Below are 23,053 nucleotides of genomic sequence, written 5' to 3'. Positions count from 1 at the left end.
CGGTAAACGGTGATGACCCCCTCGTCCGACAAGGCGAGGGGGTTTTCGTTCGCGTGGCGATTTGTCTCTTTCCCGCGCTTCGCGGAGCGGTCAGACTTGTTCTGAGAGTTTGGAGAGGGGACAAAGTGCATGCGGGCGATCTTGCTTGGCGGGGCGTTTCTTGCGCTGACCGCAAGCGACCTTTGGGCGCATGCCGGAGAGCAGGGATTTGTGCTTCTTCTCCCGACGGATGCTTACATCGCGGCGGGGGGAGTGACCGTTGCCGTAACATTGGCGCTCTTGGCTGTGCTGCCGGAGCAGATGGCAGAAGCATTGTTTCGGTCTGTCGGCATTTTTCGACTGCGAGCCCCGGCGATCCTCCGTTATAGCTTTAACCTCGGTGCTGCTTTCTTGCTCGGCTGGCTGGTCTGGCGTGGACTTGTGGGGCCGGGCGATCCGGGCGTCAATCCGTTGCCACTGGCGATCTGGGTGGTGTTCTGGATCGGGATCGTGTCCGTTCAGGGGCTGATCGGGGATGTCTGGCGCTGGATCAATCCTTGGGTGGGCGTTGGGGTTCTGCTGCGCCACCTCACCGGATTGCGCGCGCCCTTGCGCTATCCGCGCGTGTTGGGGCATTGGCCCAGCGTTTTAGGATTACTTGCCTTTTCCGGGTTTCTCTTGGCCGACCCCGCTCCAAGCTATCCGGAGCGGCTGGCCGTTGTGGTCGGGTTCTACTGGTATGCGATGTTGGCCGGGCTGGTGCTTTTCGGCCCCGTCTGGCTGGTGCGGGGCGAGGCGATCACGGTGCTGATGCGCGCCTATCGTCGGGTATCTTTCTTAGGGTTTTCAAAGGGCTGGGTGTCTGTTGGGCTTCCAGGTCGGCAGATACTTAGCAGGCCAAAGGTCAGTTTGGGACTGGCGGCGTTTTGCTTGATCCTGCTCGGCTCTGGCAGCTTTGACGGGCTCAACGAGACTTTTCTATGGCTTGGTATTCTTGGCCTCAACCCGCTGGAGTTCCCCGGGCGGTCAGCGGTTATTCTACCCACTATATTGGGGTTATTGTTGACCAATACCGCACTTATTGTGGTCTTCGCTATCGCGCTGTGGCTGGGCAAACGGCTGGCCGGAGGGCGCGCGCCGCTTCGTGATCTGTTTTGCCTCTATGCTCCAACGATCTTGCCAATCGCGCTGGCCTATCATGTTGCGCATTATCTGACGGCGTTTCTGGTTGACGGGCAGTATGTTCTGGCGGCCTTGGCACGGTCGCTGGGCCTTACGGACCTTACAATTTCCGCCGGATTCCTTAACACTCCCGGCCCGGTCAAACTCATCTGGATGACACAGGCAGGCGCGGTGGTCGTTGGGCATGTGATCGCAATCCTGCTCGCGCATGCGCTAGCGATGCGCCTAGGCGAGGGACGGCGGCGGGCGGTGCTGGGTCAGATCCCGCTCGCTTTGTTCATGGTGGCCTATACAATCTTTGGTCTTTGGCTGCTGGCGACGCCGCGCGGGGCGTGACATGTAAGCGCTGGACAACCCCAAGGGGGTTGCGCAAGGTGTGCAGGTGCGGCATTTGTCCTGCGAATGCGACTGATCTTTGGAGGATGCGCGATGAACAGCCCAAAAATGAGCCCGGCTACCGGCACGTCCCGACGCGGTGCGTTGACGGCACTTGCGGGCGGCGTTGCTGCGGCGAGCCTGCCGATGTGGGCGCGCTATAGCCATGCGCAGACCGCCGCGCCGATCAAGATCGGGTTTCAGGTGCACCGCACTGGCATCGGTGCCGCCTATGGCCGCTGGTATGACCGCACCACGCAGGCCGCGGTCAAACTGATCAACGACGGCGGCGGCATCAATGGCCGCATGGTCGAGATTGTGGCCGAGGATGATGGCACCGACCCCAAGCGCGGGGCCGAGGTGGTCGAGAAATTCGCCAATCAGTATGGCTGCGATATCGGGTTTGGCACGTTGTTCAGCCATGTCGTGATCGGCTCAGCGCCGCGTGCGGGGGAATTGAAGCTGCCGTATTTCGTGGTCTCGGAAGGGCATCATGTGGCCTCTGGCATGCTCAACCGCTACACGCTGCAACCGGGCATCACGGATGTCAAAAGTCAGGTTCAGGCGATGGCGCCCTATGTGGCCGCGAATCTTGGCAAAAAGGTCACGATGGTGTTCCCGGATTTCGCATTCGGCCATGATCACCGCGATTTCTTTACGCAAGCGATCGAGGCGCAGGGCGGCGAAGTGCTGGCACATATCGCGATTCCGCCCTCTGAGACCTCGTTCACCAAGTATTTCCCCAAGATTCCGCGCGACACCGAGGTTCTGTATCACGTCATGGTCGGACCCGCCGTGCTGACCTTTGTCAAGGAATTGGGCGAATTCTTTGGCGGGCAGGGTCCGGCGCTCTTTGGCTTTATCGACAGTCTGGAGGCGGTGGCGATTGACAGTCCCGGTCTGGAGTTCCTCGAGAACAGCTATTTCTGGGAAGGCATGTGCCGCGATCAACAACCGGATGAGAGTGCGCATGAGACCGCCTATCGCGCGGCGGTGGGTGTCAACGAGCGCGGCGCGTCGGTCAGTGACCCGCGCGACGTGTCCACCTATGCGCATATGTTCGGCTGCTGGGAAACGCTGCATGTCATCAAGGCGGGGATGGAGGCGGCGGGCTATACCGGGCCGCAGGATCGCGCCGCGCTGATCGAGGCGGTCGAGGCGATGACCGTCCTGCCCGAGAGCCTTGCGCATCCGCAGGGCGACAAGATCTTTAACGGCAAGACACATCAGGTGTTTGGCCATCAGAATATTTCGCAGGTGCAGGGCGGAAAACTGCTGCGCGTGCATCGGACCTCGATCGAGGATACGCTCTATCCCGACGAAATTGATTACACGGCGCAGCCGTTCTGAAGCGGGTTGGGTAAGCGGGGCGAAGCGATGAGAGGTCTGCATGTCATTCTGACACTGGCGCTTGTGGTGCTGGCGGGTTGCGGTGCGCCGCCCCCGCCGCCCGAGTCGCAAGAGGTGACGCGGCTGGCCGCGGCGATCCGAAGTCTCGGGCCCGAGGTGGACGCCGAAGAGGCCGAACGCGCAGCACGTATCACCTATGAGCATACCCACCAGCTTGCTCTGGAGTACGAGATCACGGATCCGCCCATTGTGCATAACACCAAGGTCAACATGGGGTTGAAACCGGCTGGCCTGTGCTGGCATTGGGCCCGCGACATAGAAGATCGGTTGAAGCAGGAAGAGTTCCAGACGCTTGATCTGCACCGCGCGGTTGCCAATTCTGAGAATGCCTTTCGGCTGGAGCACAGCACGGCGATCGTAAGTGCCAAGGGAGACGCGTTTGATCAGGGGATCGTTCTTGATCCTTGGCGCAAGGGCGGACAATTGACATGGACGCCTGTGGTCGACGACCGGTCCTATAAGTGGGAGAAGCGCAACGACGTGGTAGCCCGCAAGCTCGAACGTTTGCATGGGCAGATCGTGACGCTGACCGACGATGACCGAATCCTGATGGGCGGGCTCGAGTACGCCGTGCCATGACGTGCCTGCGACCATGGAGCTAGGCCCATATCTGGTGCTGGCCACGTTGGAGGGCGCGGTGACGGCGGCGGTGCTTGCGCTGACGGCGGTGGGGCTCAGTCTTGTGTTTGGCGTGATGCGGGTGGTCAATATCGCGCATGGCGAGTTTTTCATGCTGGGCGCGGTGCTGGCGTGGTGGATCGCGCAGAGCGTGGTCGGGCATCCGGAAATCGGCTTTGCTCTGGCGCTGGTCGTGGCCCCGCTGATCGTGGGGGCGCTGGCGGTGGCCGCCGATATGACGATCCTCAAGCGGCTGGATTATGATCCAGAACGCACCATCGTGGCCACAATCGGGCTGCTCTATATCATTCAGCAAGTGACGCTGATGGGCTATGGTCCGGATGCGCGCCCCGTCGCGGCGCCGTTCAACACGCGGCTTGCAATCCCGTGGTTTGAGCATGGGCCTGAGGGCTGGGCGATGATCTGGCCCTGGGGGCTGGGCACGACCTCTTACAAGCTGGCGGTGATCGGCGCGGCGGTGGTGCTGCTCTGCGCGGTCTGGGTGTTGATGACGCGCACACTTATCGGCCTTGTGATGCGGGCAACGCAGGCGGACCGCGAGATGGCGCTGGCCTTTGGTATCCCGGTCGAGCGGGTTTATGCTGGGGTCTTTGGTCTGGGCGCGGCGCTGGCGGCGCTGGCGGGCGTGTTGATCGTGCCAATCCAGCAGGCGCATTACCTGATGGGGGCGGATCCTCTCTTGTTGTCATTCATAGTCGTGATCATCGGAGGACTCGGCAGTCTGCCCGGCACGGTGGTGGCGGCGATCCTGATAGGTCTCAGCGATGGCATCATCTCGGTGTTTTTCTCGCCGACGCTGGCCAAGATACTGGCGACGCTCTTGGTCGGGTTAGTGCTGGTGTTTCGGCCACAGGGCCTATTCGGGACGCGCGCCGCATGAGGGCCTATGCCTTGCACGCCGGGCTATTGGCCGTGCTCTTGGCGCTGCATTTCGTGCTGCCTGCGTATCACCACGGCAATCTGGCGCGGGTGATGGTTCTGGCGAGCTATGCCATGGGCTACAACCTCATGTTTGGCTATACCGGGCTGCTCAGTCTGGGCCATGCGCTGTTTTTTGCGGCGGGCATGTATGGGATGGGCCTCGGTGTGCAGCATCTGGGGCTGACGGCGGTGCCTGCGCTGATCCTCGGGTTGGCGGCAGGTGCAGTGGTATCAGGCTTGCTGGCGGCGCTGGCCCTGCGCACGGCGGGGGTCGCGTTTATGATTGTCACGCTGATGTTCGCGCAGGCGGGGCATCTAACCGTGCTCTATTTCGGGGCGCTGACCCGGGGCGATGAAGGCTTTGTGATCCAGCAGGCGGATCGGATGCTCTGGGGCATCGACCTGAGCCTTGAGGGCAACCGCTATCTGGCGGCGCTGATCCTGTTTGGTGTTTGCCTGATGCTCTGCCTCTGGCTGGTGCGGTCGCCCTTTGGCCGGGTGCTGGTGGCGATCCGCGAGAATGAAGAGCGGGTGCGCATGCTGGGCTATGACGTTTTCGCGCATAAGTTCGCGGTCATGGTGATTTCGGGCACGATGGCGGCGGCGGCGGGCGCGGCATATGGGCTGCTCTTTGGCTATGTGGGCGCGACCTTCGCTTCGGTGCAATACTCGATCTTTCCCCTGCTTTGGGTGCTTTTGGGCGGGGCGGGCACGGTGCTGGGACCGTTCATCGGCACGCTTTTCATGTTCTACCTGATTGACCTCAGTTCCGGCGTGACCACCGCCTATATGCTGATCGCCGGTGTGGCGCTGGTGGCGCTGACGCTCTTCGCGCCGCAAGGGCTGATGGGGGAATTGCGGCGTCGGTTCTGGCGGGGGCTGCGGTGATGCTCTTGTCCACGCGGGGGCTGTCCAAGAATTTTGCCGGGTTACGCGCGGTGGAAGACGTGGATTTTGATCTGCCCAAGGGCGAGATTCGCGCCCTGATCGGCCCCAATGGTGCGGGCAAGACGACGCTGGTGGGCATGATTTCTGGGCGCATCGCCCCAAATGCGGGGCGGGTGATGCTGGATGGGCAGGATATCACTGCGCTGCCCGCGCACCGGCGGATGCGGCTCGGAATTGCCTATACGTTTCAGATCACCTCGGTCTTTGGTCGGCTGAGCGTGCAGGAAAACGTGGCCCTCGCGGCGCGGCGTCATATGCAGGGCACGGCGGTAGAGGCGGCAGTCGATGCCGCGTTGTCACAGGTCGGACTGGCAGAGCGCGCGGCGCAGGACGCGGGCGATCTGGCCTATGGGCATCAGCGCCTGCTGGAGATTGCCATGGGCCTTGCCCAAAGCCCGCGCCTCTTGATCCTTGATGAGCCAACCCAAGGTCTGGCCGAGGGCGAGATCGACAGTTTTCTGCGCCTGATCCGCAAGGTGGCAGAGAAGGCCACGATCCTTCTGATCGAGCATAACATGCGGGTGGTAATGGATCTGGCGGACCGGATTACCGTGCTGGATGGCGGCCGGGTGCTGGCCGAGGGCACGCCTGCGGAAATCCATGCCAACCGCGCGGTGCAGGCGGCGTATCTGGGGGGGCTGCCCAATGCTGCGGCTGGATAGGGTCAGCGCGGGATATGGCCGCGCACAGGTGCTGCGCGATCTGAGCCTTGAGGTGAAGGCGGGCGAGATCCTGTGCCTCTTGGGGCGCAACGGGGCGGGCAAGAGCACGACCATGCGCGCGATCATGGGGCTTTTGCCGCTCATGTCGGGCACCATCTGGTTGGGTGAGCGGAGCCTGAGCGCGCTGCCCGCGCATGAGGTGCCACGCGCAGGCGTGGGGTATGTGCCGCAGGGGCGCAGGCTGTTTACTGACCTGACAGTGGCGCAAAATCTGGAGATTGGTCTGATGGCGCGGCAGAGCGGGCCAGAGGTGCGCGAGCAAGTGCTGACACTCTTTCCCCGCCTGCGAGATCGGCTGGGACAGAAGGCGCAGACCCTTTCGGGGGGCGAACAGCAGATGCTGGCGATGGCGCGGGCGCTCTGTCTGCGGCCAAAGGTGCTGTTGCTTGATGAGCCGACCGAGGGATTGCAGCCCTCGATGATCGCAGCCATTCGCGAGGTGATCACGGCGTTGCGGGCCGAAGGCGTCGCTGTGCTGCTGGTGGAACAGCGGGTCGATGCGGTGCTGGAGGTGGCGGACCGTGTTGCCTTTCTGGAAAATGGCCAAGGGGGTGCTGTGATGAGCGCCGAGGCGTTGCGCGCGGATCGCGGATTAGTGGACCGCTATGTCGGGGTTTAGTGCGATGCTCTGAGGGGAGGATTGTGGGTCAATTCCCCGTGCCGCCCGTCAGATTTATGTCAAATCTGCGCAAAAATATGCTAGAGGCCCGACGCGGGCGCACAAGAAGACCCGTGTGTGACAGTGGAAAAGGGACGAAAATGATTCAAGAGTTCAAGGATTTCATCGCCAAGGGCAATGTCATGGACATGGCCGTTGGGATTATCATCGGTGCGGCCTTTACTGCGATTGTTGGCTCGATGGTGGCGGATCTCATTAACCCGATCATCAGTCTGTTTATGGGCGGCATTGATTTTTCGGGCCTCTATGTCGTGCTTGGATCAGGCGAGTATTCCTCGATCGCAGCGGCGGAAGAAGCCGGAGCAGCCGTTTTTGCCTATGGTCGATTCATCATGGCCGTGATCAATTTCCTGATCATTGCCTGGGTGGTGTTTATTTTGGTCAAGCTGGTCAACCGCGCCAAAGATGCCACATCCAAGCCCAAGGTAGAGGCACCTGCCGCCGATCCCGGCCCGTCCGAATTGGATATCCTGATGGAAATCCGCGACGCCCTGAAGAAGTAATCCAATCAAGGCGAGGGGCACATGGTCCCTCGCCACTTCAAACACGATGATAGGGGCTTCCGGCCAGTATCGAGGCGGCGCGATAGAGCTGTTCCGACAGCATCACCCGCACCAACATATGTGGCCAGACCATCCGGCCAAAGGATAGTGCGAAATCCGCCCGCGACCGCAGTTCTGGCGCGATACCATCCGCGCCGCCAATCACCAGAGCCAGATCGCTGCGCCCGGCATCGCGCCAGCCCGCCATCGTATCTGCAAAGTCTGGAGAGGACAGCAGCTTGCCTCGTTCATCGAGGACCACAAGCACGGACCCTTGGGGGATCACCCGGTCAAGCAAACTGGCCTCGGCGGCCATGCCACCGCCCTTCTTATCCTCGACCTCGTGCAGGGTGGCAGGGCCAAGGCCGTGCGCCCGCCCCGTTCGGTCGAACCGGGTAAGATAATCGTCGAACAATGCGCGTTCCGGGCCGGTCCGCAACCGGCCCACCGCGCAGATGTGAACCCTCATTCAGACCTGAGACGCCGCCGTCTGCCCGGAAGGCAGCCACATCTTCTCAAGCTGATAGAAATCGCGAACCTCAGGGCGGAACACATGGACGACCACATCGCCCGTGTCGATCAGCACCCAGTCGCCGGTTTCCTTGCCCTCACTGCGGGCAACGATCCCCATATCCTGCTTAAGCCGATCCATCAGTTTCTCTGCGATGGCAGAAACCTGCCGCGAGGAGCGCCCCGAGCAGATCACCATATAGTCGCACATGGCAGTTTTTCCGCGCAGGTCGATCTGCACGATGTCTTCCGCCTTGTCATCGTCGAGAGAGGTCAGGATCGCCGCAAGCTGCGCTTCGCTATCTGCGGTCATGGTGGGCATCATCGAGATGGCCCCCTGGTCAGCGGCGTTTGCCGCATATGTCGTAAAAGACAGGACATCGTCCTCCTTTGCTGCACACCGCAGGCCCCGGTGCTAGGAATGATATCAAAGTAGCAAGAGATGCATGACTTTTCAATAAACCGCCGCATCCTATTGCACCAAGACGCGGGAATGTGCTGCAAATTTACCCGATCGGTGGTTCGTTACCGGGTTCGTCCCCCAGCATTCTCACCTCGCGTTGCGGGAAGGGGATGGAAATGCCATGCTCTTGAAACGCATCCCAAAGCGCCAGATAGACATTGCCGCGAATGTTGGTCAGGCCTTGAGTGGGGTCCCTGATCCAGAATCTCAGGATATAATCCACGCTGCTGTCACCAAAGCCAACGATGTGACAGACCGGGGGCCTCTCGTTCAGAACGCGGCCAACGCTCAGGGCAGCTTCGACTGCGATCTTGCGCACTTTATGGGGATCGTCGCCATAGGCTGTGCCAAAGTAGATGTCGAGGCGCACGAAATCGTTGGAATGGGACCAGTTGACCACTTGTCCAGTGATCAGATCTTCGTTCGGGATGAGGTATTCGCGCCCATCTCGGGTTGTGATGGAAACATAGCGGGCACCCAAGCTGTTGATCCAGCCGAAGGTTTCGCCCAAGCTGATGACGTCGCCGGGTTTGATCGACTTGTCGAGGAGGATAATGATCCCTGAGACCAGATTCGAAACCACCTTTTGCAGACCAAAGCCGAGGCCCACGCCAATCGCGCCGGACAGCACGGCAAGCCCGGTGAGGTCCACCCCGACGGTGCGTAAGCCAATGAAGAATGCGGCACCATAGAGCAGCACCTGCATGAATTTGACCACCAGCACCTGCATCGAGGGGGAGAGATCTTCGTTGCTGCGGACCCGTGCGCTTGTCACCCTTGCGGTAAAGCGTGCCACAACGATGAGCGCACCGATCACGATCACCGCCTGCACAACCAGCCAGAGTGAGAATCGTGTCTCGCCCACGTCTATTGCGGCGCTGTCCAACAGCGCTTGTGCCTCGTGGGTGAGATTGAGAATGCTGAGCGTGACCCAAGTCCAGCCTGCGTAGCGCACAAGGCTGCGCAGCAGGCTATTGCCAATCAACCGGGTGACGATGGCGATCACCAACCAAGCAAGAGCCAATTCTCCGGCGATCGCCAGCAGATAAGAGCGGCTAGGCCATGTCACTTCACGCATGATCCAGCACACCGGCCAGATCAGCATCACGAAAAAGATAAGACGCAAGCGCCGGTGCAGCATGACAAGCAGCCGCATGCGCCACTTCGGCCAGCCTTCGCGTTGCCGCATCCATTCGCGGCACGCTGGTCCCAAGAGGCGTTCGAGCAGATATGCCGCGAAGAATAGGGCAAGCAGGATGCCCACCTGATAGGCATTCCAAGGCCGCAGCATGCTCCACAGGAACAGTTCGGCCTGACCCCAAACGGCAAGCACGATGTCCTGAGTCACTGAGGCGGCATCTCCTTCCATGTCTGCCAGACTGGCACGCGGTCAAGCCGCCCACAAGGCTGCACTGGACAAGCCCTGAAATTCAGGCTCTTTTTGCGCCAAGTATGGAGGAGCGCCATGACCACAGCCCTGATCACACATCCCGATTGTCTGGGGCATGAGACACCCGATGGGCATCCCGAACAGGTGGCCCGGCTAGAGCGTATCCTCGAGGCGCTCGAGGGCAAGGACGTGACCCGCGTGACCGCCCCGCTTGCTGCCGAAGACGATCTGTTGCGGGTGCATCCGAGATCCCATTTGGAGGCCATCCGCGCCGCATCCCCCGCCAAGGGGGTGGTGCCGCTGGATGCCGATACATGGATGTCGCCGGGCACATTGGCGGCGGCGCATCGCGCGGTGGGCGGTGCCGTGCGTGCCGTTGATCTGGTGCTGTCGGGAGAGGTGCGTAACGCCTTTGTCGCCACCCGACCGCCGGGGCATCATGCCGAGCGCGAGACGACCATGGGGTTCTGTCTCTTTGGCAATGTGGCGGTGGCGGCGAAATATGCGCTGGATCATCACGGGCTGAAACGGGTGGCGGTGGTGGATTTCGACGTGCATCACGGCAATGGCACGCAGGACCTGTTGGAAGACGAGCCGCGCGCCTTTTTCGCCTCGTCGCATCAATACCCGCTTTGGCCCGGCACCGGGGCGGCGCATGAAACCGGACCGCATGACACGATCCTCAATGTGCCACTGGCCCCGCGTTCGGGCGGCGCTGTGTTTCGACGCGAGTACGAGGCCAAGGTCTTTCCGCGCGTTCGGGCATTCAAACCTGAGCTGATCCTTGTCTCTGCCGGGTTTGACGCGCATCGCGAAGACCCGTTGGCCGATCTCATGCTGGAAACAGAGGATTTCCGGTGGGTCACGGAACGGCTGTGTGATCTGGCGGATGAACTCTGCGGTGGCAAATTGGTGAGCTGTCTTGAAGGTGGCTATAACCTCTATGCCTTGGCCGAGAGTGTGGCGGTGCATGTCGATGTCCTGATCGCGCGCGGAGCGGCCTGATCTTAGCTTCAAAAGGGAAACCGCATGCGTGCTGGCCTTGTCCTGCTGAGCCTTGCCTATGTGCTCAGCCAGTTTTTCCGCGCTTTTCTGGCGGTTCTGAGCGGCCCCTTGGCACAGGATGTACGTGCAACGCCCGATGATCTGGCCACAGCCTCGGGCCTCATGTTCGTGACATTCGCAGTGATGCAATTGCCGGTGGGGTGGGCGCTCGACCGGGTCGGGCCACGGCGCACGGCGGCGGTTCTGCTGTTGCTGGGCGGCGGCGGGGGAGCGGCGCTCTTTGCGATGGCCACCAGCCCGCTACATATCAAACTAGCGATGGTATTGCTCGGTGTGGGTTGTTCGCCGGTGCTGATGGCCTCTTACTATATCTTTGCGCGGCAATTCTCACCCGCGCGATTTGCAACGCTGGCGGCGGTCATGCTGGGGGTTGGATCATTTGGCAATCTGGTGGCCTCTTATCCAATGGCCTGGGCGGCGGAAACGATTGGCTGGCGCGCGGCGCTCTGGGGATTAGCTGCCGTCTCGGTTGCGGCAGCGCTTGGTATCCTTGCGGTGGTTCGTGACCCCGAGGCGGTGAGCGGCGACACGCGCGGTTCGCTCCTTGATCTGCTGCGCATGCCTGCCGTTTGGACCATTCTGCCATTGATGTTTGTCGCCTACGCGCCGGCGGCAGCGCTGCGCGGGCTCTGGGCAGGCCCGTACCTGCGCGATGTCTTTGGCCTTGATACCGGGCAGGTGGGGCAGGCGACGCTGGTCATGGGCGTGGCGATGATCGCGGGCACCTTTGCCTATGGTCCGCTTGATCGGATTTTCCAGTCACGCAAATGGGTGATTTTTACCGGCAATGTGATCTGCGCCCTGGCCATCTTTGCGCTTATGCTCTGGCCGGATCGGGGCCTCATGCTGTCCATTACCCTCCTCGCGGGGATCGGGCTTGCGGGGTCCACCTTTCCCGTGCTCATCGCGCATGGGCGAGCGTTCTTTCCGGCACATCTGGCAGGGCGGGGTGTGACGCTGCTCAACCTCTTTGGGATTGGTGGGGCCGGGGTGGCGCAATTTGCCTCTGGACCGCTACACGCCTCAGCCCCAAGCGTATTGGCCGGATATACCGCCATTTTTGCCCTGTTCGGCTTTGCCCTGCTGGCGGGTCTGGTGACATACCTCTTTAGCCGCGACAGCATGGACTGAGCGCGGCCCCTTTCACATCTTGTGCAATCCTTGTATGACCCGCTCCGCAACCCCCGCTATGGAGGCAGACACACATGGGTTACAAAATCGTCGTCGCAGGTGCCACGGGCAACGTTGGCCGCGAAATGCTGAATATCCTCGCCGAGCGCGAGTTTCCGGTAGATGAGATCGCGGTGCTCGCTTCGCGCCGGTCTCTGGGCACCGAGGTCAGCTTTGGCGAGCGAACTCTCAAGACCCAGGATCTGGATACGTTCGATTTCACCGGCTGGGACATGGCGCTGTTCGCCATCGGGTCGGACGCGACCAAGATCTATGCGCCCAAGGCGGCCAAGGCGGGCTGTGTCGTGATCGACAACTCGTCGCTCTATCGCTACGATCCCGACGTGCCGCTGGTCGTGCCGGAAGTGAATGCCGATGCGGTGCTGGGCTATGCCAAGAAGAACATCATCGCCAACCCCAATTGTTCGACTGCTCAGATGGTTGTGGCGCTCAAGCCGCTGCATGATCGCGCGCGCATCAAGCGCGTTGTCGTCTCGACCTATCAGTCGGTGTCGGGCGCCGGCAAGGAGGGCATGGACGAGCTCTGGGATCAGACCAAGGCAGTCTACAACCCGACCGATGACAAGCCGGCCAAGAAGTTCACCAAACAGATCGCGTTCAACGTGATCCCGCATATCGACGTGTTCCTTGAGGATGGTCAGACCAAGGAAGAGTGGAAAATGGTTGCCGAGACCAAGAAGATCCTTGATACCAAGATCAAGGTCACGGCCACCTGCGTGCGGGTGCCGGTCTTTGTCGGCCATGCCGAAGCGATCAACATCGAGTTCGAGGATCATCTCGACGAGGCCGAGGCCCGCGATATCCTGCGCGAATCTCCCGGCATCATGGTGATCGACAAGCGTGAGGACGGCGGCTATGTGACGCCAATTGAATGCGTGGGCGATTACGCCACCTTTATCAGCCGCATCCGTCAGGACCCGACGATTGATAATGGTATCAACCTCTGGTGCGTCAGCGACAACCTGCGCAAGGGTGCCGCGCTGAATGCCGTGCAGATCGCCGAAGTGTTGGGGCAGCGCGTGTTGAAAAAGGGCTGAGATACCTCAGACAGAATAGAGACGGGCGCGCCATCAGGTGCGCCCGTTTGCATTTGCCGGGTTCGCTATTGGACCGGCGCGACCTTGAACTGAACGGACGAATACCAGTCTGCCACCGCACGGATTTCATCATTCGTCATCTCGGCGGCGATGCCGCTCATGATGTCATGCTGACGCTTGCCGGTGCGGAATGCCTTGAGCTGCGTGTCGATATACATCACCGTCTCGCCCGCAAGATTGGGCGCGTCGTCGATCACTGCGATCCCATCCGCGCCGTGACAGGCGGTGCAGGCCTCAGGCGCGCTCTCGGCGGTCTGAGTTGGGGCGAGGGTCGCGATAGGCGTCTGGCTGCTATACCACGCCGCAAGATCGGCAATGGCCTGATCGGTCAGGTTCGCGGCCACCACGCTCATCATTTCGTGCACGCGGCGCCCCTCGCGAAAGGCGGTCAGTTGATGCTCGATATAGGACGGGTTCTCGCCGCCGATATGCGGCACGATGGGCATTTTCGCCATGCCTTCGATCCCGTGACAGGTGCGGCACTGCCCCGCCAGTTTGCGCCCCTCCTCGTGGTCGCCGGTCAGATCCTCTGCAACAGCAATCTGGGCGAGGAAAACCCCGCCCAGACCCAGAATACATGCCTTGAGCATCAGTTGCCCTCGTACCAGATGCGGTAGATGGCCCCGGCCAGATCGTCGGACACGAGGATCGAGCCGTCGCGCAATTGCGCCACATCGGCGGGACGGCCCAGATACTCGCCGTTCTCGTCAATCCAGCCTTCTGCAAAGGGTTCCATCGTGGCGTTGCCCTCTCCGTCGATGACGGTGACCATCACGCGGGCGCCGACCGGCTCTGTGCGGTTCCAAGACCCGTGCTGCGCCGAAAAGATGGCGTTCTTGTATTTGGCCGGGAACATCTTGCCGGTGTAGAAAGTCATGCCGAGGTCCGCGGCATGGGCCACGGTTTCGACCGCAGGCATTACCACTTCAACCGGGACGTCTTCACCCTTGTACTCATTGGTGCGCACGGACCCGCCGCCATACCAGGGATGGCCAAAATGCTGACCTGCCTCGGTTTGGTGGTTCAACTCGCCGGGGGGGATATCATCGCCCATGCCATCAACCTGATTGTCAGTCCACCACAAATCGCCGGTTTCGGGGTGGAAATCCTGACCGACCGAGTTGCGGACGCCGTAGGTATAGACCTCGCGGCCCGTGCCGTCGGTGTTCATGCGGATAATGCCACCGATGCCCCATTTGGTGTTGGTCTCCAGGTTCTCTTTCGGGGCCACGTTGAAGGGCTGACCGAGCGAGATATAGATCTTGCCATCCGGGCCAATGTCGCAGACGCGCGCGGTGTGGTTGAAACTTTCCTGCTCCTCAGGGATCAGATCGCCCTTGGCTACAAGATTGAAGGCCGCCACATCGGGGCTTTCGTAAAAGAACTCGGCGGCGGGAAAGAGCAGGACGCGATTCTGCTCGGCGATATAGAGGAACCCGTCCTTGGAAAAGCAGGGGCCATTCGGGATAGAGAATTGCAACGAGGGCGCGAAATCCTTGACCTCATCGGCCACACGATCCTTGTTGCGATCGGTGACGGACCACACCTTGTCCTTGCGGGTGCCGACAAAGGTCACGATGCCCTGCGGGCCGACAGCCATGTGGCGCGCATCGGGGACGACCGCATAGAGGCCGATCTTGAACCCGTCGGGCAGGCTGATCCCCTCCAGCGTTTTCTTGATTCCCTCGGCATAGTCGCCGCCCTGTTCGATAAACGTGAAATCGGTGACGCCGGTGGACTGGAAATTCGACAGCTTTTCCAGATTGTCCGGCACATTGGCCGCTTGCCCGTGGGCAAGGCCCGCGCTGAGTGCAAGGGTTGCGATGGATGACAGCAGTTGCTTCATGGGGTTCCTCCCGTTTGAAAATCCAACCAGCCTGTCCGCCGCTTTGCGTTAGAACAGGACCCTGATCTTAGACCTCTAAAAGCAGACCCAACGCGCTCTCCCCTTCGCGCGGCTCATGCGAGTACCGTTTACGTTGTAATCGCACAGGTCTGACCCTATCGCAGTTTTGCGAACGAACAAGACCTTGCTGTGCTCATTGCCTACGACCAAAGTAGGAGTAATATCTGCCGATCACTGCGCTTGCGCTGAAAGTTGGAAGAGGTCGACAAAGGCCTGCGCGGCATCTTGATCGCCCCGCAGGGAGATCACACCCAAGTGTGTCATGTCGCGCAGAGATTTTTTTCCGTAAACGGCGGCTGCCAGAGTGTTGCCGTTTCCGACGAGCACAAAGGGTGCGCTGGGCTTGGCCACCAAACGGGTATGGAGCGCACCATCCGTCAAGTGCATTTCGAAGACTTCGCTTCCGAAATCAAACCCGGCCTTCACATCAAGACCCGAAGCCCGGTCGCGCCGGAGCATCGCACCCATCGAGATCATCAAGGCCGAGGGGCTAATAAAGCGCGAGGGGTCATGGCCAGGTATCGTCAACGCCCATTGGCAGAGTGCCTCGAGGACTGGCAAGAGGGCGCGACCGGGATCGGTCAGCGCATAAACGCCCAACCGCGTGTCATGCGTCAGCACCCCGCCCTGTTCCATCTGTGCCAAGCGTCCGGTCAGCACGCTGGCCGTGATGCCCGGAAGGCCGGCGCGGATCATCTGGAAGCGCTTGGGCGCGAACATCAGTTCGCGCACGACCAACAGCGCCCAGCGGTCGCCGATCAGGTTGAGCGCATGCGCGGCAAGACAGCCTTCGTCATAGCGCAGCGTGGGGGATTTCGCCTGTTTAGTCATTTTTTCATACTTATAGTTGTTTTTTAATACTACCCTTGGCACAGTACGGATACAAGAGTGATTCTCTCGCGCGCGAACACATAGGAAAGGAGAGTTAAAATGCCCTATTTCACCGGCGCAGTTGCCGCCGTTCCATCCACCAACAAGGACGCCTATCAGACCCATGTCGATGCGATCTGGGAGATGTTCAAATCTTATGGCGCCACCCGCATGATCGAGACCTGGGGTGTGGATGTGCCCCATGGCAAAGTCACCGATTTCTATGGCTCGGTCGCCGCAGAACCCGACGAAGCCATCACATTCTCCTGGATCGAGTGGCCCGACAAGACAACGGCGGATGCCTCTTGGGAAAAGATGCAGAGCGATCCCGCGATGAAGGAGATGCCGGCAATGCCGTTTGACGGCAGCCGGATGATCTTTGGCGGGTTTGACCCGGTCGTTGAGCGCGGGACACACAGTGGCGCGAGCTACTATCAAGGCTTTCTGCTCGCCGTCCCCGAGGCCAAAAAGCAAGCCTATATCGACATGGCAAACGAGGCCTGGGACATGTTCCGCAAGGGCGGTGCGCTCGGCATGGTCGAGAACTGGGGCGTGGATGTGCCCAAGGGCGAGAAGACGGATTTCTACCGTGCCACCAAGGCGGAGGACGGTGAAGTTCCGATCTTTAGCTGGATCGCCTGGCCGGACCGTGCCACCTGCGATGCGGCATCCAAGGCAATGGAGGCCGAGATGGGCGACATGGATATGTCCGCGATGCCGTTCGATGGCAAGCGCATGATGTGGGCGGGGTTCGAACCCCTTTTCGATTCAGGAAAAGCGGCATGACACTGACACTGATCACCCTTGATTGGGTGCCCGAATTTCCGCGCGGCTTTGTGCGAGACCTGCGGGTGCGGTGGGCCCTCGAAGAGATTGGCCGCCCTTATCGCGTCGAAACGGTGCCGATGCAGCCCAAGAGCGACGCGCATCGCGCAATGCAGCCCTTTGGGCAGGTGCCCATAATCCGCGACGGAGATTTGACCCTGTTCGAGAGCGGGGCGATCCTTCTCTATGTGGGCGAGGGCACCGCGCTCTTGCCCGAGGCGCGGCGTGCGGAAATCACGCAATGGCTCTTTGCAGCGCTGAACACGGTCGAGCCCGCAAGTATCGTCTGGATCGGCAAGGTGCTTGCCGAACGCTGGCCAGAATTCTTTGGCCCACCGACGGGCGAAGAGAGCAAGGCGTTTGCCCGACAGGCCCTGAAGACCAGACTATCCGAGGTGGAAACGGTACTGGAGGGGCGCGACTGGATCGCAGGCGATTTCAGTCTGGCCGACATTGCAATCGTCGATACGCTGCGCGTGCTGGCAGGCGAGGGGGTGTTGGACGACATGCCCATTCTGAGCGCCTATGTCGCGCGCGCCGAGGCGCGCCCGGCGTTTGTCAGGGCGATGGCGGATCACATGGCACATTGGCAGGCGGCTGACGTCACCATGGCCCGCACGGCCTGACAGGGCCTCACACCGGCGTCAGTGTCATGCTGACCGAACCCAACCCGCCGATCCAGCCTGTGGCTGTGGTCGGCGGCGTCATCCATGGCAACCCGTTGAGCGATCCGGTGATCACCACATGGCCGGGCTGCAAGCCACCGCAGTGATCCCCCAAGGCGCGGGTGAGGGCGCAGAGCGTTGCAAAGGCATCGCCGCCGGGCACCGATGCCGGGCCGTCGAGCAGGGTTTCATGTCCAAGGGTCAGGCGCGCCTCGGCGCGGGTGACGTCGATGCCCTGCCAGTCGCGGCGGGGTTCACCCAGAACCACCGCGCCGTTGAGTTGATTGTCCAACATCTTGAGCGCAGGTGTAGCGCCCCTGGGGTCAGCAAGACGGCTCTGCACAAGTTCAAAGACCGGCAAGATCTCGACCGCATCGCGCAACTGTGTCTCGAAATCCGCTGCGTCGATGTCCGGCAAGGGGGCAATCAGGCGAAAGGCGTATTCCAGTTCGACGCCCACCTCATCGCCTTCGGGAATGTGGATCTCGGACGGGCTGGCGTGAATGTCGCTGGCAAAGATGGGCGCGATGATGATCGGGGCGCCGGGCGGACAGGCCACCTTGAAACCGCCCACCGGCCCAAGCTCTGCCGCGACCGCCGCCTGTACGGCAAAAATGCGGTCCCGCGTCAGCCCGTCGCCTGCGGATGCGGGCAGTTTTGGACCACCGTTTCGCGCAGTCAGGAGTTGCGTCACCAAGGGATCGCTCATGCTGCGATCACCGCGCCGGAGATGACCAAAGCCTCGATCTGATCCGCCGCATACCCCGCCTCTTGCAGCACCTCGCGACTATGCTGACCAAGTGTGGGGGCGGCGCGGCGAATGCTGGCCGGGGTTTCGCTGAACTTGATCGGATGGCCCAGGGTCTTGACCGAACCTGCCACGGGGTGATCCACCTCGACGATCATGTCGCGCGCGTGGGCCTGCGGATCGGCCTGCATTTGCAGGATATCCAGCACCGGCCCGGCGGGCAGCCCGGCGCGTTCCATCCGCTCCAGCCAGACCTCGGAGGTTGCGTGGCGCAGGTGATCGTTCAGGATCTCTTCCAGTTCCATCAGATGCTGCATCCGATCATGGTTGGAGGCAAAGCGCGGGTCCTCGTTCAACTCGGGCGCGCCGATCACATCGAGAAACCGCAGCCAATTGCGTTGGTTGGCAGCCCCCACATTGATCCAGCCGTCTGCGGTCTGGAATGCCTGATAAGGGCCATTGAGGGGATGCGCCGAGCCCATCGGACCGGGGGCCACGCCGGTGGCAAAGGCAATCGCCGATTGCCAGTAGGTCTGGGTGATCGCCGCCTCAAAGAGCGAGGTATCGACCTTTTGCCCCTGCCCGGTTTGCAGCATGCGCGCATAGGCGGCGGACACCCCCATCGCTGCCACGATCCCAGCCGTGATGTCCGACACCGGCGCGCCGGTCTTGACCGGGGGTCGCCCCGGCCCCTCGCCGGTGATCGACATCAGGCCCGACATGCCCTGTGCGATCAGATCAAAGCCACCGCGCTCCGCATACGGACCCGTACGGCCAAAGCCGGAAATCTCGCAGTAGATCAGGCGGGGGTTGATCGCGCGCAGGGCCTCATAGCTCAACCCGAGCCGCTCCATCGTGCCCATGCGGTAATTCTCGATCACCACGTCGGCCTCTTCCAAGAGACGATGCAGCGCCTCGACCGCATCGGGTTCCTTGAGGTTCAGCGCCACGCCGCGCTTGTTGCGATTCATCATCATATAGGCGGCGGATTCGCCCTCGATCGCCGGGGGAACAAAGCGGCGGCTATCGTCGCCATCGGGCTTTTCCACCTTGATCACATCTGCGCCCATATCGGCCAGCATCAGGCCACAGACAGGCCCGGCCATGATATGCGCAAGCTCGATCACCTTCATACCCGCAAGCGGGCCGGTCGCCCTCATGTGCCGCTCCATTCGGGTTTCTCCTTGGCAAGAAATGCTTCCATCCCGTGGCGAAAATCATTGCTCATGTAGCACATTTCGATCAGGTCGGCGTCTTCGACGCGGGTGGCGGCGCTCACACGTCGCATGGCCTCTTTGGTGGCGCGCAGGGTCAAGGGAGCCATCTGCGCCAACGTGCCGGCAAGATCTTCGGCGCGGGCCATCAGAGCGGCCTCGTCCTCTAACACCTCGGAGATGAGGCCATAGTCTAAGGCTTCCGGGGCACTTATCAGCCGCGCGGTAAAGATCATCTCGCGCACCCGGCCCGCCCCCATCAACGAGGACAGCCGCGCCAAGTTCGCGGCGGCAAGACAATTGCCAAGCGTGCGCGCGATCGGAAAACCGAACTTGAGGTTTTGGGCGGCGATGCGAATGTCGCAGGCCCCGGCAATCGCCGCCCCACCGCCGGTGCAGGCACCGTTGATGACGGCGACCGTGGGCAGTGGGCAGCGCTCGACCGCCTCGAGCACAGTCTCGATCCGGGCCTCGTAAACCAGCGCATCCTGCGCGCTTTCGAAGGCGCGGAACTGTGTCATATCGGTGCCTGCGGCAAAGGCCTTGCCGCCCGCGCCGTGGATAACCACGGCCCGGATGCTTCCATCGGTCGGCACCTCGCTGCAGAGTTTTGCGAGCCCCTCATACATCGCAAAGGTCAGCGCATTGCGGGCCTGTGGACGGTTGAAGGTAATCCAGAGGGTATTGCCCCGGACCTTGGACAGGATCTCGGTCATCTGCATCCCCTTAGCGGTAAAAGTATTCAACAAGGAAGAGTGGCACCGACGGCACATAGGTGCAGAGCAACAGCACTGCCAAAAGTACCAGAATAAACCAGATATTGACCTTGGACACTTCCCAGATATTCGCCCGCGCCACCGCACAGGCAGTAATCAGCACCGAGGCGACCGGTGGCGTCTGTTGGCCAATGGCGAGGTTGAGCGTGACGACCAGCCCGAAGTGCACCGGGTCGATGCCAGCAGCGGCAATCAGCGGCATTACGATTGGAATCACCAGAATGATCGCCGCAGCAGAGTGCAGAAAAAAGCCGATGATCAGAAAGAAGAAGTTGAGAATGAGCAGGATCGCCCATTGTTGATCGGTTATATTGAGAATGCCCTGTGCCAGTTGCTGCGGGATCTGCGCGCGGGTGAGAAACCCACCCATCAGAACCGAAGCCGCCACCAGAAGCATGACGACTGCCGTCTGCATACCGCCGTCCAGCATGGCGCGGCGGAGGTGCTTGAGATCAATCTGCCGATACCAAGCCGAGACGACGATTGCCGCGATCACGGCCAGCCCCGCTGCTTCGGTCGCTGTGACATAGCCGCCAAAGATGCCACCCAGAATGATGACCGGCAGAAAGAAAGCTGGCAGCGCATCCATGAACGTTTCCCGCACGCGCGGTATATTGAACGCTTCTTCGGTTGGCAGATTGTAGCGGCGGGCAAAAATATAGGCCACAAGCATCAAGCCAGCGGCCCCCAAGAGACCGGGGACCACGCCTGCAACGAAGAGTTGCTCAACCGATGTATTGGCAGAGGCCGCATAGAGGATCATGGGAATCGATGGTGGAATGATGATCGCCAGCGATGCGGACGAAGAGGTGACTGCGGCGGATAGTTCCTTGGAATAGCCGCGCTTCTTCATTTGCGGAATAAGGATGGAACCCATGGCTGCGACGTCGGCCACGGCAGACCCTGAGATCTCGGCAAAGAAGAGGGAAACCCCGATGTTCACCATCGCGAGGCCACCGCGAATGAAGCCAATCAGCGACGAGACAAAATTGATCAGCCTGTCAGTGATTCCCCCCGCGTTCATGATCGCACCCGCGAGAACGAACATTGGAATGGCAATCAGGGAAAACTTGGTGGAGCCATCGTACATGTCGAGCGCGATGGTCACGAGGCTGTTGGCACCTTCGGTCACGAAGAGACCCAAAACGCCTGCCAATGCCAACCCGATGGCGATCGGCACGTTGATGCAGATCATCGCCACGAGGGCCGCGAAAATTCCCAGCATCAGCATCACACGCGCTCCTTGTTCTTGTCGAGTTCGGTTTCGACCTCTTCCTCTATCTCGGCATGTTCCAGAGAAATGCCGCGTGCGGTCTGGGTCCAATAATTTGGCAGGCTCAGCAATTGGCAGGTGATGAACAGGATTGCACCGATAGGAATAACCGATTGGGTGAATTGCACCGGCACCCAAGTCAGGGCCGTCAGATGATCGCCTTCTAGGACCTCAAGCACCTGAAACCCGGCACGCGCCATCAGAACGAAGAACAAGAGAACGAGGCCTTCACCAATCAAGACCGCAATCATGCGGCCACGCGGCGGAATGGCCAGCAATACGGTGTCAAATCCGATATGTCGTCGATGCAGCGCTGCGAGAGCCGAGCCGTAATAGGTAATCCAGGCGAGCATAATCGCGGCCACTTCGTCATACCACGAAAAGCTCTGCCCCATCAGGCGGGCGATAACAGCGACAATCACGGTTGCCGTGAGTGCAACCATCAAAAAGATCGTAATCCATTCCAGAAGGCGGCTTGCCATCATGTTGGTGCGTTGAAGAAGAGCGTTCATTTGGTCCTGCGTTCGGGTGCATCGAACCTGCCCGGCAGCGCTAGGCCGGGATTGATCCGCAATGTCATGTCCAGGGTGAAACGGCGGCCCCTGAACGGGACCGCCGACCGTCGCTCTTAGCTCGATTCGCCAAGAGCAAGAACCGCATCAACCAGTTCCTGACCGCCCTCAACTTCGGCTGCGAAGGCATCATAGATTGGTTTGGACGCTTCGATGAACGCTGCCTTGTCGGCCTCGTTCACCTCGACGCCGGCCTCTTTGATCACGTCGAGAAGCTCGGTTTCAAGCTCTGCCGCTTTCTCATATGTGAAGGTCTGCGTCTCGCCGGCGCAGTCGGTCAGCACCGCCTTCACGTCGTCAGGTTGATCATCGAGATGCTTTTTGGACGCCAGAATATACGCTGGCGTATAGACATGGCCCGTGATCGAGAGATACTTCTGGACCTCTTGGAACTTGGCCGAGGCGATTTGGGCATAGGGGTTTTCCTGCCCGTCGATCACGCCCGTCTGCAACGCGGTGAACACGTCAGAAAAGGCCATCGGTGTTGGATTGGCGCCGTATTCCTGGAACATCTTGACGCGCCATTCGCCGTTGGGCGTGCGTAGCTTGATGCCTTGCAGATCCTCAGGGACATTGATCGGCCGGGTATTGTTGGTGATGTGGCGAAAGCCGTTCTCGGCAAGGCCCACTATGTGATAGCCATTTTCGTTGGCGGCCCCCTGAAACTTGTCCATCATCGCATCCTGAACGCGGCGCATGTGGTCGCGATCCTTGATGATATATGGCATCTCGAAGACGCCAAAGATGCCGTCCACCGAAGACATCACTGATGAGGGTAGCGCAAAATCTACTTGACCCAGCTTGAGCTTTTGCAAGAGTTCCTTGTCCTTGCCCAATTGCGACGAGCCGAAAGTCTGGACTTCGACCTTGCCGCCAGATTTCTCAGCGACGCAGGCGGCATAGTGATTGGCGGTCGCCTCGAATAGTGATCCTGGCGCGCCGACATGGCCGAACTTCATCGTGATATCTGCTGCCATTGCGGGCAGCGCGATGAAGGACGCTACGACGGATGCAATCAATGTCTTTTTCATGGTCTTCCTCCCTTGGTTTCTCGTTATTGACGCGGATTTTGCCGCGCGGTCGTCATGCGT

General features: G+C 60.7%; 25 protein-coding genes. 13 read left to right on the top strand and 12 right to left on the bottom strand.

Annotation, left to right across the window (positions count from 1 at the left end):
• The first annotated feature begins 129 nt into the window (after nt 1-129).
• The 8 genes from VR71_RS18200 to mscL all read left to right on the top strand — a co-directional run bounded on the left by VR71_RS18200 (nt 130) and on the right by mscL (nt 7,358).
• The gene (locus tag VR71_RS18200; RefSeq protein WP_045686049.1) at nt 130-1,497 is read left to right on the top strand and encodes a hypothetical protein; all 1,368 of its coding nucleotides are present in this window, start codon (nt 130-132) and stop codon (nt 1,495-1,497) included.
• Between the two features lie 108 nt (nt 1,498-1,605).
• Complete coding sequence (locus VR71_RS18195; RefSeq protein WP_296430574.1) at nt 1,606-2,886, top strand: ABC transporter substrate-binding protein; 1,281 nt, start codon at nt 1,606-1,608, stop codon at nt 2,884-2,886.
• Between the two features lie 27 nt (nt 2,887-2,913).
• Nucleotides 2,914-3,525: a hypothetical protein gene (locus tag VR71_RS18190; protein ID WP_045686047.1), complete on the top strand. Its 612-nt coding sequence runs from the start codon at nt 2,914-2,916 to the stop codon at nt 3,523-3,525.
• Nucleotides 3,526-3,538: 13 nt separating this feature from the next.
• Entirely contained in the window at nt 3,539-4,465 is a 927-nt protein-coding gene (locus tag VR71_RS18185; protein WP_045686046.1) for a branched-chain amino acid ABC transporter permease, read from the top strand.
• A complete protein-coding gene (locus VR71_RS18180) occupies nt 4,462-5,394 on the top strand; it encodes a branched-chain amino acid ABC transporter permease (RefSeq protein WP_045686045.1) in 933 nt (310 codons plus the stop codon). The genes VR71_RS18185 and VR71_RS18180 overlap by 4 nt, the downstream gene beginning before the upstream one ends.
• Entirely contained in the window at nt 5,394-6,116 is a 723-nt protein-coding gene (locus VR71_RS18175) for an ABC transporter ATP-binding protein (RefSeq protein WP_045686044.1), read from the top strand. The genes VR71_RS18180 and VR71_RS18175 overlap by 1 nt, the downstream gene beginning before the upstream one ends.
• Nucleotides 6,100-6,795: an ABC transporter ATP-binding protein gene (locus VR71_RS18170; protein ID WP_045686043.1), complete on the top strand. Its 696-nt coding sequence runs from the start codon at nt 6,100-6,102 to the stop codon at nt 6,793-6,795. The genes VR71_RS18175 and VR71_RS18170 overlap by 17 nt, the downstream gene beginning before the upstream one ends.
• Nucleotides 6,796-6,935: 140 nt before the next feature.
• A complete protein-coding gene (gene mscL / locus VR71_RS18165; protein WP_045686042.1) occupies nt 6,936-7,358 on the top strand; it encodes a large conductance mechanosensitive channel protein MscL in 423 nt (140 codons plus the stop codon).
• A 37-nt stretch (nt 7,359-7,395) separates the two neighbouring features.
• Here mscL and rlmH read toward each other — a convergent pair whose 3' ends face one another.
• From rlmH to VR71_RS18150, 3 genes are all read right to left on the bottom strand, one after another.
• Entirely contained in the window at nt 7,396-7,866 is a 471-nt protein-coding gene (rlmH, locus tag VR71_RS18160; RefSeq protein ID WP_009816661.1) for a 23S rRNA (pseudouridine(1915)-N(3))-methyltransferase RlmH, read from the bottom strand.
• A complete protein-coding gene (gene rsfS / locus VR71_RS18155; RefSeq protein ID WP_009816662.1) occupies nt 7,867-8,232 on the bottom strand; it encodes a ribosome silencing factor in 366 nt (121 codons plus the stop codon).
• 181 nt (nt 8,233-8,413) lie between these two features.
• Nucleotides 8,414-9,739, bottom strand: a complete 1,326-nt coding sequence (locus VR71_RS18150; RefSeq protein WP_045686041.1) for a mechanosensitive ion channel domain-containing protein — start codon at nt 9,737-9,739, stop codon at nt 8,414-8,416.
• A 96-nt stretch (nt 9,740-9,835) separates the two neighbouring features.
• Here VR71_RS18150 and VR71_RS18145 point away from each other — a divergent pair, with 96 nt between their 5' ends.
• The 3 genes from VR71_RS18145 (at nt 9,836) to VR71_RS18135 (ending at nt 13,053) form a co-directional block, all read left to right on the top strand.
• A complete protein-coding gene (locus VR71_RS18145) occupies nt 9,836-10,765 on the top strand; it encodes a histone deacetylase family protein (protein ID WP_045686040.1) in 930 nt (309 codons plus the stop codon).
• Between the two features lie 24 nt (nt 10,766-10,789).
• Nucleotides 10,790-11,956 (top strand): MFS transporter, encoded by a 1,167-nt coding sequence (locus VR71_RS18140; RefSeq protein ID WP_045686039.1) that lies wholly within the window; start codon nt 10,790-10,792, stop codon nt 11,954-11,956.
• 74 nt (nt 11,957-12,030) lie between these two features.
• The gene (locus tag VR71_RS18135) at nt 12,031-13,053 is read left to right on the top strand and encodes an aspartate-semialdehyde dehydrogenase (RefSeq protein WP_009816666.1); all 1,023 of its coding nucleotides are present in this window, start codon (nt 12,031-12,033) and stop codon (nt 13,051-13,053) included.
• A 65-nt stretch (nt 13,054-13,118) separates the two neighbouring features.
• Here the strand turns inward: VR71_RS18135 and VR71_RS18130 are convergent, their stop codons facing one another.
• The 3 genes from VR71_RS18130 to VR71_RS18120 all read right to left on the bottom strand — a co-directional run bounded on the left by VR71_RS18130 (nt 13,119) and on the right by VR71_RS18120 (nt 15,850).
• Nucleotides 13,119-13,703, bottom strand: coding sequence for a c-type cytochrome (locus VR71_RS18130; RefSeq protein ID WP_045686038.1), 585 nt, complete (start codon nt 13,701-13,703; stop codon nt 13,119-13,121).
• Nucleotides 13,703-14,959 carry a PQQ-dependent sugar dehydrogenase gene (locus VR71_RS18125; protein WP_009816668.1) on the bottom strand — a complete coding sequence of 419 codons (1,257 nt, stop codon included), beginning with the start codon at nt 14,957-14,959 and terminating at the stop codon, nt 13,703-13,705. Before VR71_RS18125 ends, VR71_RS18130 begins: the two co-directional genes overlap by 1 nt.
• Before the next feature lie 231 nt (nt 14,960-15,190).
• Nucleotides 15,191-15,850, bottom strand: coding sequence for a helix-turn-helix domain-containing protein (locus VR71_RS18120; protein ID WP_009816669.1), 660 nt, complete (start codon nt 15,848-15,850; stop codon nt 15,191-15,193).
• Nucleotides 15,851-15,949: 99 nt separating this feature from the next.
• On the opposite strand from VR71_RS18120, the gene VR71_RS18115 reads away from it, so the two are divergent.
• Complete coding sequence (locus tag VR71_RS18115; protein ID WP_045686037.1) at nt 15,950-16,675, top strand: DUF1428 domain-containing protein; 726 nt, start codon at nt 15,950-15,952, stop codon at nt 16,673-16,675.
• Nucleotides 16,672-17,340 carry a glutathione S-transferase family protein gene (locus VR71_RS18110; RefSeq protein WP_045686036.1) on the top strand — a complete coding sequence of 223 codons (669 nt, stop codon included), beginning with the start codon at nt 16,672-16,674 and terminating at the stop codon, nt 17,338-17,340. The genes VR71_RS18115 and VR71_RS18110 overlap by 4 nt, the downstream gene beginning before the upstream one ends.
• 7 nt (nt 17,341-17,347) lie before the next feature.
• On the opposite strand, the gene VR71_RS18105 is transcribed toward VR71_RS18110, so the two are convergent.
• The 6 genes from VR71_RS18105 to VR71_RS18080 form a co-directional block, all read right to left on the bottom strand.
• Nucleotides 17,348-18,088: a 2-keto-4-pentenoate hydratase gene (locus tag VR71_RS18105; RefSeq protein WP_045686035.1), complete on the bottom strand. Its 741-nt coding sequence runs from the start codon at nt 18,086-18,088 to the stop codon at nt 17,348-17,350.
• Nucleotides 18,085-19,287, bottom strand: a complete 1,203-nt coding sequence (locus VR71_RS18100; protein ID WP_296430563.1) for a CoA transferase — start codon at nt 19,285-19,287, stop codon at nt 18,085-18,087. Before VR71_RS18100 ends, VR71_RS18105 begins: the two co-directional genes overlap by 4 nt.
• Nucleotides 19,284-20,057: an enoyl-CoA hydratase gene (locus tag VR71_RS18095; RefSeq protein WP_296430562.1), complete on the bottom strand. Its 774-nt coding sequence runs from the start codon at nt 20,055-20,057 to the stop codon at nt 19,284-19,286. Before VR71_RS18095 ends, VR71_RS18100 begins: the two co-directional genes overlap by 4 nt.
• Before the next feature lie 10 nt (nt 20,058-20,067).
• Nucleotides 20,068-21,348: a TRAP transporter large permease gene (locus VR71_RS18090; protein ID WP_009816675.1), complete on the bottom strand. Its 1,281-nt coding sequence runs from the start codon at nt 21,346-21,348 to the stop codon at nt 20,068-20,070.
• Nucleotides 21,348-21,902 carry a TRAP transporter small permease gene (locus VR71_RS18085; protein WP_045686032.1) on the bottom strand — a complete coding sequence of 185 codons (555 nt, stop codon included), beginning with the start codon at nt 21,900-21,902 and terminating at the stop codon, nt 21,348-21,350. Before VR71_RS18085 ends, VR71_RS18090 begins: the two co-directional genes overlap by 1 nt.
• Nucleotides 21,903-22,018: 116 nt before the next feature.
• The gene (locus tag VR71_RS18080) at nt 22,019-22,993 is read right to left on the bottom strand and encodes a TRAP transporter substrate-binding protein (RefSeq protein WP_040650374.1); all 975 of its coding nucleotides are present in this window, start codon (nt 22,991-22,993) and stop codon (nt 22,019-22,021) included.
• Between the last annotated feature and the right edge of the window lie 60 nt (nt 22,994-23,053).

The sequence above is a fragment of the Roseovarius sp. BRH_c41 genome, from assembly GCF_000961715.1.
GTDB lineage: Bacteria > Pseudomonadota > Alphaproteobacteria > Rhodobacterales > Rhodobacteraceae > Roseovarius.
This window is presented reverse-complemented; position numbering and strand designations above follow the sequence as displayed.

Excerpts from the sequence above, each read along its gene's own strand:
- VR71_RS18200 (WP_045686049.1), top strand. The coding sequence starts at position 130 with ATGCGGGCGATCTTGCTTGGCGGGGCGTTTCTTGCGCTGACCGCAAGC.
- VR71_RS18195 (WP_296430574.1), top strand. The coding sequence starts at position 1,606 with ATGAGCCCGGCTACCGGCACGTCCCGACGCGGTGCGTTGACGGCACTT.
- VR71_RS18190 (WP_045686047.1), top strand. The coding sequence starts at position 2,914 with ATGAGAGGTCTGCATGTCATTCTGACACTGGCGCTTGTGGTGCTGGCG.
- VR71_RS18185 (WP_045686046.1), top strand. The coding sequence starts at position 3,539 with ATGGAGCTAGGCCCATATCTGGTGCTGGCCACGTTGGAGGGCGCGGTG.
- VR71_RS18180 (WP_045686045.1), top strand. The coding sequence starts at position 4,462 with ATGAGGGCCTATGCCTTGCACGCCGGGCTATTGGCCGTGCTCTTGGCG.
- VR71_RS18175 (WP_045686044.1), top strand. The coding sequence starts at position 5,394 with ATGCTCTTGTCCACGCGGGGGCTGTCCAAGAATTTTGCCGGGTTACGC.
- VR71_RS18170 (WP_045686043.1), top strand. The coding sequence starts at position 6,100 with ATGCTGCGGCTGGATAGGGTCAGCGCGGGATATGGCCGCGCACAGGTG.
- mscL (WP_045686042.1), top strand. The coding sequence starts at position 6,936 with ATGATTCAAGAGTTCAAGGATTTCATCGCCAAGGGCAATGTCATGGAC.
- rlmH (WP_009816661.1), bottom strand. The coding sequence starts at position 7,866 with ATGAGGGTTCACATCTGCGCGGTGGGCCGGTTGCGGACCGGCCCGGAA.
- rsfS (WP_009816662.1), bottom strand. The coding sequence starts at position 8,232 with ATGATGCCCACCATGACCGCAGATAGCGAAGCGCAGCTTGCGGCGATC.
- VR71_RS18150 (WP_045686041.1), bottom strand. The coding sequence starts at position 9,739 with ATGGAAGGAGATGCCGCCTCAGTGACTCAGGACATCGTGCTTGCCGTT.
- VR71_RS18145 (WP_045686040.1), top strand. The coding sequence starts at position 9,836 with ATGACCACAGCCCTGATCACACATCCCGATTGTCTGGGGCATGAGACA.
- VR71_RS18140 (WP_045686039.1), top strand. The coding sequence starts at position 10,790 with ATGCGTGCTGGCCTTGTCCTGCTGAGCCTTGCCTATGTGCTCAGCCAG.
- VR71_RS18135 (WP_009816666.1), top strand. The coding sequence starts at position 12,031 with ATGGGTTACAAAATCGTCGTCGCAGGTGCCACGGGCAACGTTGGCCGC.
- VR71_RS18130 (WP_045686038.1), bottom strand. The coding sequence starts at position 13,703 with ATGCTCAAGGCATGTATTCTGGGTCTGGGCGGGGTTTTCCTCGCCCAG.
- VR71_RS18125 (WP_009816668.1), bottom strand. The coding sequence starts at position 14,959 with ATGAAGCAACTGCTGTCATCCATCGCAACCCTTGCACTCAGCGCGGGC.
- VR71_RS18120 (WP_009816669.1), bottom strand. The coding sequence starts at position 15,850 with ATGACTAAACAGGCGAAATCCCCCACGCTGCGCTATGACGAAGGCTGT.
- VR71_RS18115 (WP_045686037.1), top strand. The coding sequence starts at position 15,950 with ATGCCCTATTTCACCGGCGCAGTTGCCGCCGTTCCATCCACCAACAAG.
- VR71_RS18110 (WP_045686036.1), top strand. The coding sequence starts at position 16,672 with ATGACACTGACACTGATCACCCTTGATTGGGTGCCCGAATTTCCGCGC.
- VR71_RS18105 (WP_045686035.1), bottom strand. The coding sequence starts at position 18,088 with ATGAGCGATCCCTTGGTGACGCAACTCCTGACTGCGCGAAACGGTGGT.
- VR71_RS18100 (WP_296430563.1), bottom strand. The coding sequence starts at position 19,287 with ATGAGGGCGACCGGCCCGCTTGCGGGTATGAAGGTGATCGAGCTTGCG.
- VR71_RS18095 (WP_296430562.1), bottom strand. The coding sequence starts at position 20,057 with ATGACCGAGATCCTGTCCAAGGTCCGGGGCAATACCCTCTGGATTACC.
- VR71_RS18090 (WP_009816675.1), bottom strand. The coding sequence starts at position 21,348 with ATGCTGATGCTGGGAATTTTCGCGGCCCTCGTGGCGATGATCTGCATC.
- VR71_RS18085 (WP_045686032.1), bottom strand. The coding sequence starts at position 21,902 with ATGAACGCTCTTCTTCAACGCACCAACATGATGGCAAGCCGCCTTCTG.
- VR71_RS18080 (WP_040650374.1), bottom strand. The coding sequence starts at position 22,993 with ATGAAAAAGACATTGATTGCATCCGTCGTAGCGTCCTTCATCGCGCTG.